Here is a 12,614-nt window from a genome sequence, read left to right as displayed (position 1 = left end):
CTCGGGTGTCGAGTTCGGTTATCTAGGGAGATCACCATGTCCATTTTCAGGACCGCAAGTACGCTCGCACTGGCCACCGCGCTGGCCTTGGCCGCCGCCCCGGCGTTCAGCTATTCCATCAGCAACAACCGGGTTGTCGACGACAGCGGCAAGGTGGTGCAGCTCAAGGGCGTCAACGTGTTTGGCTTCGAAACCGGCAACCATGTCATGCATGGCCTGTGGGCGCGCAACTGGAAAGAGATGATCAATCAGATGCAGGGCCTGGGCTTCAATGCCGTGCGCCTGCCGTTTTGCCCGGCCACGCTGCGCAGCGACACCATGCCGAGCAGCATCGATTACAGCCGCAACGCCGACCTGCAGGGCCTGACCTCGCTGCAGATCCTCGACAAGGTGATCAACGAATTCAACGCGCGCGGCATGTACGTGCTGCTGGATCACCACACCCCCGATTGCGCCGGCATTTCCGAGCTCTGGTACACCGGCTCCTACACCGAAGCGCAGTGGCTGGCCGATCTGCGCTTTGTGGCCAACCGCTACAAGAACGTGCCGTACGTGCTCGGCCTGGATCTGAAGAACGAGCCGCACGGCGCCGCCACCTGGGGCACCGGCAACGCCGCTACCGACTGGAACAAGGCCGCCGAGCGCGGTTCGGCCGCCGTGCTGGCGGTGGCGCCGAAGTGGATCATCGCGGTGGAAGGCATCACCGATAACCCGGTGTGCTCGACCAACGGCGGCATCTACTGGGGCGGCAACCTGCAGCCGCTGGCCTGCACCCCGTTGAACATTCCGGCCAACCGTCTGCTGCTGGCACCGCATGTGTACGGCCCGGACGTCTACGTGCAGTCGTACTTCAACGACAGCAACTTCCCCAACAACATGCCGGCCATCTGGGACCGTCATTTCGGCCAGTTTGCCGGCAAGTACGCGCTGCTGCTGGGCGAGTTCGGCGGCAAGTACGGCGAAGGCGATGCGCGCGACAAGGTGTGGCAGGACGCGCTGGTGAAGTACCTGCGCAGCAAGGGCATCAACGAAGGCTTCTACTGGTCGTGGAACCCCAACAGCGGCGATACCGGCGGCATCCTGCGCGACGACTGGACCACGGTGCGCCAGGACAAGATGACGCTGCTGCGCACCTTGTGGGGCACCGTGGGCAGCACTACGCCTACCCCGACGCCGACGCCCACACCAACCCCAACGCCTACTCCGACACCCACTCCGACACCCACGCCAACCCCGGGCACCGGCACCTTCAGCACCAAGGTCATCGTGGACAGCAGCTGGAGCGGCGGCGCGTGCAACCGCGTGCAGGTCACCAACACCGGTACCGCCAGCGGTACCTGGTCGGTGACGGTGCCGGTGACCGGCACGGTCAACAACGCCTGGAATGTGGTGTGGTCGCAGAGCGGCAGCACCCTGCGCGCAAGCGGTGTGGATTTCAACCGCACGTTGGCCGCCGGAGCAACGGCCGAGTTCGGCTTCTGCGCCGCAAGCTGATGTGAAAGGCGGTCGCGCGTTGCGTGGCCGCCGTCGTATCGCGCGTTCTACCGCCTGGATGTTCAGGAGATGGCGATACGCCGCGATTGATTGACCAAGCAAGTTGATCGATGTGTTGTGCCTGCGATCTGTCTAACGACAGCAGGCCTTTAGTTAGGAGCGCACCTGGGCGCGATGAGGCCTCATCGGTAACGCCGCATCGCGCCCGGGTGCGCTTCTACGTTGCATGGGCGCTGCGATTTTTATAAGCAGACGCTGCCGCAATCAGTGTTCAACCCGCATGTGAATCAGCCGTTATCCATGACATAGCGCCCTGCGCGGCGCGTTCTGGATGCTGTTGCCATGCCCGTTGTCTCCCTGTTGCGTCGCCATGTTGCCAATCTCCCGCTGACTCGCAAGTTCGTCCTGTTGTGCACACTGTTGACGGTGGGCGTGATTCTGCTGGCCGTTGCCGCGGCGCGTCTGCAATATCTGGATCTGGTCGAGGCGCGCAAACTCAGCGTCAGGACCGAGGTCGAGATGGGCCTCACGGTGATGCAGCATTACGCCGACAAGGTCAAAGCCGGCGAGCTCAACGTCGATCAGGCAAAAGAAGCGGCACGCACGACGCTGGCCGACATGCGCACCAACGATGGCGTGGATTACTTTTTCATCGTCGACCCGCAGATGCGCATCCTGATGCATCCCAAGCGCCCGGTCGGCACCGACATGTCCGATTACAAGAGCGATGCCGGGCAGTACGTGTATCGCGACATCAAGACCGCCATCGACAGCGGCGATGGCTTCAGCTATTATGACGCGCCCAAGCCGGGCAAGAAAGAGCAGCTCCCCAAGATCAGCTATGCCAAGACGTTTCCGGCGTGGAACTGGGTGCTGGTGATGGGCGTGTACGCCGAAGACATCCAGGTGCAGGCGTGGGGCTTTACGCGGACGCTGACCTTGATCGGCGGCGCTCTGGTGGCGATGGTGATCGGTCTGTGCTGGTTGATCGCCTCGGCGATGGCCGCACCGTTGCGCGCCGCCTCACGCACCGCCGAGGCGATTGCCTCCGGCCGCTTCGACAACGACATCCGGGTGGAATCGCGCGATGAAACCGGGCAGTTGATGCACAGCATGCAGCAGATGCAGAACCAGCTGCAGCGCTTCAACGGCGAGATGCAGACCATGATCCGCCTGCAGCAAGGCGAGAACATCGCGCACCGCATCCCGGAGGATTTCCCCGGCGATTACGGCAGCCTGGCGCATGGGGTGAACACGGTGGTGTTCGAACATCTGGACGCCATCAACGAGGCGATGGATGTGATGAGCGAATACGGCCGTGGCGATCTGCGCCGCGACATGCGCCGCCTGCCCGGCCAGCGCGCGGCATTGCATGAAGCGCTGGATACGGTGAAGAGCAACCTGTCGGCGATCAACAGCGACATCGCGCGTCTGGCCGACGCCGCCGCGCGTGGCGATTTTTCCGCACGCGGCGAGCAGTCGCGCTATCAGTTTGCGTTTGCGGAAATGGTGCAGGCCTTGAACCGTCTGATGCATCAGGCCGATGCCGGTCTGGACGATGTCGGCCGCATCATGGCCGCCATTGCCGACGGCGATCTGTCGCAGCGGGTGGAATCGCATTACGAAGGTGCTTTTGGCCGCTTGGCAAATGCCGCCAACCGCACCGCAATCCAGCTCACCAGCATCGTGCAGGGCATCCAATATTCGGCCGAGATGATCAATACCGCGGCCGGCGAAATCGCCAGCGGCAACACCGACCTGTCCACGCGCACCGAACATCAGGCCGCGAATCTAGAAGAAACCGCAGCATCGATGGAAGAACTGACCTCTACCGTGCGACAGAATGCAGACAACGCGCGCCAGGCCAATCAACTGGTCAAAGGCACCGGCGATGTCGCCGAAAGCGGCGGCCGCGTGGTGCAGCAAGTGGTCACCACCATGCAGGCGATCACGCAATCGTCGGCGCGCATTTCCGACATCATCGGCGTCATCGATGGCATTGCCTTCCAGACCAATATCCTGGCCTTGAATGCGGCGGTGGAAGCGGCGCGCGCCGGCGAACAAGGCCGTGGCTTTGCGGTGGTCGCAACCGAGGTCCGTGCATTGGCGCAGCGCTCGGCCGGTGCGGCCAAGGAAATCAAACAGCTGATTTCCGACTCGGTGGAAAAGGTGGAACAGGGCTCTGAGCTGGTGCAGCAGGCCGGCAGCACCATGACCGAGGTGGTCAGTTCGGTGAAGCGCGTGACCGAGATCATGGCCGAGATCACCGCCGCCAGCACCGAGCAGAGCGCCGGGATCGAACAGGTCAGCACCACGGTGATGCAGCTGGATGAGATGACCCAGCAGAACGCGGCGCTGGTGGAAGAAGCCACTGCGGCGGCGCGCAGCCTGGAAGATCAGGCAGCGGATCTGACGCGCGCGGTGGCCGTGTTCCAACTGGCACCGACGCAGCCTGCGTCGATGCAGCGCCATGGCGTCGGGCAAGCGGCGTAGCAAGCGGAATAGCGTGTGCGGGTGCGCTTCGCGCAACGCACCCTCATCCGCCCTTCGGGCACCTTCTCCCGAGGGGAGAAGGAACAGCGCAACACGCTTCGCTGTTCAAGCCCCTCTCCCACCGGGAGAGGGGTTGGGGTGAGGGTGCCCCATCGGCCGATATACGTCGACAAACAAAGATGCGCATTGCCAATCAGCACACGTGCATCATCAACCCAGAGGTCGATACATGTCACATCATCAGATGGGCATCGGCACTCAACTGATCAGCTCCGGCGCAGTCTGCGTGAACGCAGCGCTACCGCGTCGAACAGGCTGCGTAGTGCTGCAGTACTACCACTTCGTTTAGCCAAATAATGATGCGACACCACCGCCTGGAGCAGGCCGCGTGGTGATGCAATGCCATCACGTCAAGCAAGCCGCGTAGTAAGCGGGATGGCTTGCAGTTGCGCTTCGCTGACGTCCCCTCACCCGCCCTTCGGGCACCTTCTCTAGAGGGGCGAAGGAACAGCGCAACATGCTTCGCTGTTCAAGCCCCTCTCCCACCGAGAGAGGGGTTGGGGTGAGGGTGAGGGTGCCCCATCGGCCGATAAAGGAATCGCGGTTGCCGCTTTCCTCAACGCGCAGCCTCGCGGCCGTTCAGTGCTGCGTCCTTGCTGAAGCGCGCATTCTTTGCGGCATACATCGCTTTGTCTGCGGCATGCATCAGGCTCGCCGCCTCGACCTGGTCGCCGTGCTGCCAGGCGATGCCGATGCTGGGTTGGATCGGTAGCCGCTGCTCGCCAAACAAGGCACCAGCGGAGGCTGCGTGGCGGATGCGCTCGGCAACCCGGGCGCAGTCGGCGTCGGGCGTCTGCAGATTGTCCAGCAGCACCACGAATTCGTCGCCGGCCAGACGCGCCACCAGGTAACGGCCTTCCACCGCGCGCTGCAGGCAATGACCGAACTCCACCAGCACCGAGTCGCCGGCGCGGTGGCCATAGGTGTCATTGATGCGTTTGAAGCCATCCAGATCCAGAAACATCACCGCCACCGCGCGCTGCAACCGATGCGCCTGCAGCACAGCGGTCTGCAATGCCTCGGTCCAGGCATGGCGGTTAGGCAGGCCAGTCAGCGCATCGCGGGTGGCGCGCTCGTGCATCAGGCGGTGCAATGTCTTGTGCGCGGTGACGTCCTGCGCCATCAGGAAAAACCCTTGTGCACCGTCCAGCAGGCGTCGAGTTTCCGGTACCAGGGTGATCTCCACATCGCGTGCGCTGCCACCCACATGCAACACATGCTCGAAACTGGCGCGTTGTCCTTCGGCCACCTGCGCCAATGCGGTGCGTGCAGTCGCGCTGAGCGACGCGCCCAGTAGATGCGTGATCGGCGCGCCGACCAGGCTGGCCGGCTCCACGCCCAGCCAGTCGCGGTGCGCTTCGTTGGCGAACAGGCAGCGTTGGCTGGCATCGAACTGGCTGACCAGCGCCGGGGTGGCATCGCTGATCGCGCGCAGCCGCGCCTCGCTTTCTGCCAGACGTTCGGCGGCAACATGGCGCTCGGTAACGTCCTGGATCTGCGAGACAAAATGCACCGGCGCACCGCTGCCGTCGCGCACCAGCGACACCGACAACTGCGCCCAGATCACCGCGCCTTGCTGGCTGATGTAACGCTTGGCCAGGCTGTAACTATCGCGCTTGCCGGCGATGAGTTCCTGCACCAGTTGCAGGTCCATTTGCAGATCGTCCGGGTGGGTGATCTGCTGGAAGGTCGTGCGCAGCAATTGCTCGCGCGGGTAACCGAGGATGCTGCACAAGGATGGATTGACGTCGCGCCAGGCGCCTTCCAGCGAGACGATAGCCATGCCCTGCGGCGCGGTTTCGAAGGCGCCGGTGAAGCGTTCGGCGGCCAGCTGCGCGGCAGCCTGCGCCTGCAGTTCGGCGGTGACGTCGATGGCCATGGCCAGATACCCGGCCAGGCCTTGCTGCGCATCGTGGATGACGTTGAAGCACAGCCGCACTCGGCGCAGCTCGCCGTCCTTGCGCACCAGCGTCCACAGTTCTTCGGCCAGCACATTGCCGGCAGCGGCCGCAGCCAGTTCCACATATGCCGGCGGCGACAACGCCAATGTGGCCATGTGACGCTCCAGCTCGGCCTGCAGATGGAACCGCGACGGGCAGCTGCCCAGCACTTCGTCGGCCGCGTAGCCCAGCAGTTGTTCGGCACCGGGATTGAACAGCTCGATGCGTCCCTGCGGGTCGAAGGCGATGATCGCCACGTCCTGCGAGGCATCCACCAGCGCCTGCAGCCGCGCGCGCTCGGCAGACAAGGCCGCCGACGCACCCCGGAGCTGGGTGATGTCGTGCATCACGCACACCGCGCCCAACGCAGTGCCCTTGTCGCCGACCACCGGGTCTGCATTGCATAGCACGCTGCGCGGAGGCTGACCGTTGGCACGGATCACCAGTTCGGCATTGCGCACGTGCTCGCCGCGCCAGGCACGCAGCAGCGGGATGGCCTCGGTGGGCAGCAGAGCGTTGCCGTCTGCGCTGTACAGATCGAAATGCTGCGCCCATTGCGCCGGTGGCAGCACGCGGAGGTCGGTGCCATGCCATTGCCTAGCAGCGTTGTTGAACTCGCGTAGCAGGCCGTCGGTGCCGCAGGCCACCACGCCGTCGGGCATGGCTTCCAGCAACATGCTCAACGTCTGCCGCTGCGCCTGCGCATCGCGCCGATCGCGGCGCGCTTCCAGCTGGCTGACCGCCTGCCGCGCGAGACGGATCAGCGCCTGTTTTTGATGTTCGTCGAGCACGCGCGATTTGGTGCTGAGCGTGCACAGGGTGCCGTAGGCATAGCCTTCGCGACCGATCAGCGGCACCCCGACGTAGGAGCGCACACCGGGTGCGGCGGTCACCAACGGGTTGTTGACGAAGCGTGGGTCGGCCTCGGCGTCGGGGACCTCCATCAACTCGGTGCCCATCACCGCGTAGGAGCAGAACGACACGCTACGCGGCGTGCCCTCCAGGTCGGTGCCGCAGCGCGCCTTGAACCATTGCCGGTCGGCATCCAGCAGCGACACCAGTGCCATCGGGGCGCCGCTGACATGCGCCGCCAGCCAGGCGATGTCGTCGAACTCGGCCTCGGCCTCGGTGTCCAACACCCCCAGCCGGCGGACCGCGTCCACGCGCAAGGCGTCGTTGGCGGGAATCGGCACGGGCGGCAACAGAACGGTCATGGCGTGATGGGCGGGCGGCGTTTGGGCAAGGTAGGTCGCACCAGGTAACGGCGAGGCGAGGATCAACTTGAGTGCAGCCAGCCGGGCCCGCTTGCGGCCGATTAAGAGTGGCTAACAAAACGTAACGAGAACTCGTGAGGTGGTTATGGACGGCGCGGAGGAACCGGGGTGTACGCGTGGTACATGCCGCACCGCGCACCGGCCGCGCGCCCCTGGCGGCTGCACAATCGCCTTGTTAGCTGATCCAAACCCTTGGCGGCCTGTGGGAGAGGGCCGCAGTGGCGAAACGATCATGCTGGCGTGTGCACCTGGCCGCTGCAGCCGTGCGTCGTGGGTTTACGTCCTTACGGGCACGTGGCGAGGCTCGGTCGCCAGCCGTCGTGGCGTCCACGCCGGATCCCGTGGTTTCCGCGTGCCGGTGGCGCGACGTCAACACGGCCCAGGCGAGCCACTCACCGTGCGGCCTTGCTGTCCGTAGCACCTGCGATGCCAGCGTTGCCCGCCCGAGCCAGACGGCTGCCCGCTGCGGCCTGCACGCGCCCGATCTCACGCCACCCATTCAACTCAACACGGCCTGCCGTCACCATGTCCGCCGTTCCGGCAGCCCGCCAGCGCTGCCCACCACCCCCATGCCGAACAGCATTTGCGGCCTCGCCAAGCAGCCACTACCCTCGGCCGATTGTCCTGCTCTGGAGTGTCACATGCTGCGTCCGCTGTCCCTGTTGATCGCCGGTGTGCTCGGTGTCGCCGCCGGTACCGTTGCCCCCGCTGTCGCCGCCGCCCCGGCCAGCCTGTCCAAGACCGCGGACAGCAGCGCCATTCCGGACATCGCCTACACCCGCTTCACCCTGCCCAACGGCCTGACCGTGGTGGTGCATGAAGACCACAAGGCGCCGGTGGTGGCGGTGAGCATCTGGTACCACATCGGTTCCGGCGACGAGCCGGCCGGCAAGACCGGCTTTGCGCATCTGTTCGAGCATCTGATGTTCTCCGGCTCGGAAAACAACAAGGGCAGCTTCTTTGCGCCGCTGGAACAGGTCGGCACCACCGACATGAACGGCACCACCTGGTTCGACCGCACCAACTACTTCGAAACCGTGCCGACCACCGCGCTGGATACCGCGCTATGGCTGGAATCGGACCGCATGGGCCACCTACTCGGCGCCATCGGCCAGGAGGAACTCGACACCCAGCGCGGCGTGGTGCAGAACGAAAAGCGCCAGGGCGAAAACCGCCCCTATGGCCGCGTGGACCAGAACATCCTGTCCAACCTGTTCCCGGCTAACCACCCGTACCAGCACGACACCATCGGCTCGATGGAAGATCTGGACGCGGCCTCGCTGGGCGACGTCAAACAGTGGTTCAACGACAACTATGGCGCCGCCAACACCACCCTGGTGCTGGCCGGCGACATCACCGTGGCGCAGGCGCGCGCCAAGGCACTGCAGTACTTCGGCGATATCCCGTCCGGCAAGCCGGTGGCGCGTCAGCAGCCGTGGGTCACGCCGCTGGCCGCGCAGAAGCGCGGCGTGCAGCACGACCATGTGTCGCAGCCGCGCATCTACCGCACCTGGGCCGCGCCGCAGCTGGGCACCGACGACATGATCCAGCTGGACCTGGCCACCACCGTGCTGGGTGGCGGCAAGACCTCGCGGCTGTATCAGCGCCTGGTCTATCAGGACAAGTTGGTCGATGACGTATCCGCCTCGGTGCAGCCGTTTGCGCTGTCCAGCCAGATGCAGATCCAGGCCGACGTCAAGGACGGCGTGGACCCGGCCAAGGTCGAGGCGGTGATCGACGAAGAACTCAAGAAATTCATCGCACAAGGCCCGACTGCCGACGAATTGCAGCGCGCGCAGGTGGCCTACCGTGCCGGCTTCGTCCGCGGGCTGGAAAAGGTCGGTGGCTTCACCGGCAAGGCCGTGCTCCTGGCCGAGGGCCAGGTCTATCGCGGCGACCCGGGTGCCTACAAAAAAGATCTGCAGCGCGGCCAGGCCGCCACCGTGGACAGCGTCAAGCAGGCCTCCGCCACCTGGTTCGGCAAGGGCGACTATCTGCTCACCGTGCTGCCGGCGAGCAAGGACTTCGACCCGGCTGCCGAAGACAAGGCGGTGGTCGCGCGCGCCGCCGAACCGGGCAAGCCGGCGCCCAAGCTGCCCGCCGCCGGCAAGTACAAGGTCACCGCTTCCAACGTGGACCGCAGCACCGGCGTGCCCAAGACCACCCAGTTCCCTGACCTGAGCTTCCCCAAACTGCAGCGCGGCAAGTTGAAGAACGGCATCGAAGTGGTGCTGGCCGAGCGCCACACCATCCCGGTCACCCAGGTCGAGTTGCTGTTCGACGCCGGTTACGCCGCCGACCAGGGCAAGAAGCTCGGCACCGCCAGCTTCAGCGCCGCACTGATGAACGAGAGCACCGCGTCGCTGGATTCGGTGGAAGTGGCGCAGCGCAAGCAGCGCCTGGGCGCGATCACCGGCGTCGGCTGCGATCTGGATAGCTGCAGCGCCTCGCTCAATGCGCTCAACGACCAGCTGCAGCCGTCGCTGCAATTGTTCTCCGACATCGTGCGCAACCCGGCATTCAAACCGTCGGACATCGAACGTATCCGTGGCCAGTGGCTGGCCGGCATCGCGCAGGAAAAGACCAAGCCCACCAGCCTGGGCCTGCGTGCGCTGCCGCCGCTGCTCTACGGCGACAAGCATCCGTACGGCATCCCGCTCACCGGCAGCGGCACCGAAGCGGCGATCAAGAGCCTCAATGCCAAGGACTTGCAGGCCTTCCACGGCCAGTGGCTACGCCCGGACAACCTGCGCATCCTGGTCGCCGGCGACACCACGCTGGCGCAGATCATCCCGCAGCTGGATGCCGCATTCGGCGATTGGAAGGCCCCGGCCAGCCCGCTACCGAAGAAGAACCTGGTCGACGTGGCCGTGCAGCCCAAGCCACGTGTGTACCTGATCAACCGGCCGGATGCCCCGCAGTCGGTGATTCTGGCCGGCCTGCTAGCACCGTCGACCAAGACCCAGGACAACCTGGCCATCGGCGTGGCCGACGATGCGTTCGGCGGCACCTTCACCTCGCGGTTGAACATGAACCTGCGCGAGAACAAGCGCTGGGCCTACGGTGCCGGCACTCGTCTGATGGATGCGCAGGGCCAGCGGCCGTATCTGTTCTCTGCACCGGTGCAGACCGACAAGACCGCCGAGTCGGCCAACGAGATCCTCAAGGAAGCCCGGGCCATCGTCGGCGACAAGCCGTTGACCGGCGAGGAGATCGAAAAGATCAAGAACCAGAGCATCCGCGCCCTGCCCGGCAGCTACGAAACCACCACCGCCGTGCTGAGCGCGATCGAAGGCATCGTGCAGTTCGACCGCCCCGACGACTACGTGCAGACGCTCAAGCCGCGCCTGGAAGCGATCGACCAGCCGGCCGCGCAGAAGGCCATCGCGCAGATCATCAAGCCCGACGCGATGACCTGGGTGATCGTGGGCGACCTGAAGAAGATCGAAGCCCCGGTGCGCGCGCTCAAGCTCGGCGAAGTGCAGGTACTGGACGCCGACGGCAAGCCGGTCAAACGCTGAGGTTTCGCTAATGCCCTGCACCCACCCGCTTGCGATGCGTAGGCGGGTGAGTGCAGGCAAGCTGGGCGAGATGCACGTGCTCGATACCGACGGCAAGCCGGTCAAGTGCTGAGTTTTCACGGCTGCCCTGCACCCACCTGCTTGCGATGCGCAGGCAGGTGGGTGCAGGGTAGCTGCGCGTTGCTGGGTGTGCGGTGGTTTGGGTGATGCGCCGATCGATTGTTCGATTGGTCGGTTGTTCGTTTGCTTGGTCGGTACTCCGGTCGATTGATTGATTGATTGATTGATTGATTGATTGATCGGTCGGTCTGTCGGTCGGCAAGTTGACCGCTTGGTTGACCGAATGCACGTTGCGGACTGACCGCCGGCTCGAGTGGTCGAGCGTTTGGTTGACCGGCTGTGAACTCGCCGATTGGCCGAAAGCCGAAGATCGAATGTTGGTTATCCGGTTATTCGATTGCCCGGCTGTTCGCATGGCCGATTGATTGGTCGGCCCACGGTTTGCAGTCGGCTCGGTCCGTTGTTCGCGCTAAACCGCAACGGCTGGCCGGTTGTTTGATTGGTCGATTGATCGTTGATTGACGGTTGGCCGCAGCAACAACTGAACCATCGGCAGATGGCAACACAGTTCGCTAGGCCTGATCAACAGCCCGCAGCCCGCGCGTCACGTCAGCACGTCAATTTCCGGCGGCGGCAACTCTCATATCGACGCCATGTTATCGGCCATTCCGGTAAGGTTGGACCCTCTCCTCGACAGGTGCTTGGCTGATCCGATGAAAGAGATGCCGACGGCAGATGAAGCCTCCCGCCAGCAGGTCCTCGATGGTTACCGCATCGTCGACAGCCTGCCCGAAGATACGTATCAGGACATCGTGCAGGTGGCCGCATCGCTCTGCGATACGCCTATCGCGCTGATGTCGTTGGTAGACCGCGACCGCCAATGGTTCAAGGCCCAACTTGGCCTGGGGTTGCAACAGACCGACCGCAGCCAGGCCGTTTGCGACCACGCCATCCGCGACCCCGGCCACCTGCTGGAAGTGCCGGACCTGACCCAGGACCCACGTTTCCGCGATATTTCCGTGGTCACCGGCGACACCGGCGCACGCTTCTACGCAGGCATGCCGTTGGTGACGACCGAAGGCGTGGCGCTAGGCACTGTGTGCGTGCTCGATACCGAACCGCGCACGCTCAACGAACTCCAGCGCACCGGATTGCAGGCGCTGGCTCGCGTCACCATGAACCTGCTGGATGGGCGTCAGGAAGCATTGCAACAAGAACGCAACGCCATCCTGCAGCCGGCCGCTGCCGCGGATACCCAGACTCCGTACCGGCTGGTGATCCTGGAAGTGCAGGAACTGGCCGCCTTGGCAGAACGCCAGAGCGAGCGGCTGCTCGGCCGTACCTTGCAACAGCTCGACCAGGCGTTTGCCGCACTGGTGCAGGGGCCAGGCAACAGCATCGACCGGGTCACCGACAGCGCGGAATTCATCGCCGTCTTGCGCGACCCCGATGCCGAACGCACGTTGCAACACCTGCGCGACGTCGCGCAGTTGCAACATGCGCTGGGCCTGACGGTGTTACTCGGCGAAGCGCAAGCCACCCGCGCCGACGAACCGATCGGCCAGGTCTTTTTACGCGCGGAAATTGCGCTGAGCGCAGAGAAGGATCGCTACCGGCAGAGTCTGGCGTAGGCCGCTGCTTCGCTGCCGTACCCTCACCCCAATCCCTCTCCCGCCGGGAGAGGGGCCTCACGGCAGCGATCGTCGGACTGCCTTCCCCCGCCTGCGGGGGAAGGTGCCCGAAGGGCGGATGGGGGCAAGCCGTTGGCCGAT

Annotated in this window: 6 protein-coding genes and 1 other RNA gene; 4 read left to right on the top strand and 3 right to left on the bottom strand. The window is 64.7% G+C overall.

Features of this window, described 5'->3' with window-relative positions; all coding sequences use genetic code 11:
- Positions 1-36: 36 nt before the first annotated feature.
- Complete coding sequence (locus ABQU90_RS13695; protein WP_323521520.1) at positions 37-1,494, top strand: cellulase family glycosylhydrolase; 1,458 nt, start codon at positions 37-39, stop codon at positions 1,492-1,494.
- Between the two features lie 360 nt (positions 1,495-1,854).
- On the top strand, positions 1,855-3,987 hold the full coding sequence (locus ABQU90_RS13690) for a methyl-accepting chemotaxis protein (protein WP_323521812.1): 2,133 nt from the start codon (positions 1,855-1,857) through the stop codon (positions 3,985-3,987).
- A gap of 616 nt (positions 3,988-4,603) precedes the next feature.
- On the opposite strand, the gene ABQU90_RS13685 is transcribed toward ABQU90_RS13690, so the two are convergent.
- Both ABQU90_RS13685 and ABQU90_RS13680 read right to left on the bottom strand, forming a co-directional pair.
- Positions 4,604-7,303 carry a PAS domain S-box protein gene (locus tag ABQU90_RS13685; protein WP_323521810.1) on the bottom strand — a complete coding sequence of 900 codons (2,700 nt, stop codon included), beginning with the start codon at positions 7,301-7,303 and terminating at the stop codon, positions 4,604-4,606.
- A 7-nt stretch (positions 7,304-7,310) separates the two neighbouring features.
- Positions 7,311-7,386: non-coding RNA, sX9 sRNA (locus ABQU90_RS13680), on the bottom strand.
- Positions 7,387-7,902: 516 nt separating this feature from the next.
- On the opposite strand from ABQU90_RS13680, the gene ABQU90_RS13675 reads away from it, so the two are divergent.
- Positions 7,903-10,782 (top strand): M16 family metallopeptidase, encoded by a 2,880-nt coding sequence (locus ABQU90_RS13675; protein WP_323514369.1) that lies wholly within the window; start codon positions 7,903-7,905, stop codon positions 10,780-10,782.
- A gap of 7 nt (positions 10,783-10,789) precedes the next feature.
- Here ABQU90_RS13675 and ABQU90_RS13670 read toward each other — a convergent pair whose 3' ends face one another.
- Positions 10,790-11,257 (bottom strand): hypothetical protein, encoded by a 468-nt coding sequence (locus tag ABQU90_RS13670; RefSeq protein ID WP_323521518.1) that lies wholly within the window; start codon positions 11,255-11,257, stop codon positions 10,790-10,792.
- A gap of 298 nt (positions 11,258-11,555) precedes the next feature.
- On the opposite strand from ABQU90_RS13670, the gene ABQU90_RS13665 reads away from it, so the two are divergent.
- Positions 11,556-12,473, top strand: coding sequence for a GAF domain-containing protein (locus ABQU90_RS13665; protein WP_323514370.1), 918 nt, complete (start codon positions 11,556-11,558; stop codon positions 12,471-12,473).
- Positions 12,474-12,614 lie beyond the last annotated feature (141 nt).

Source organism: Xanthomonas sp. WHRI 10207 (assembly GCF_040202975.1).
Lineage (GTDB): Bacteria > Pseudomonadota > Gammaproteobacteria > Xanthomonadales > Xanthomonadaceae > Xanthomonas.
This window is presented reverse-complemented; position numbering and strand designations above follow the sequence as displayed.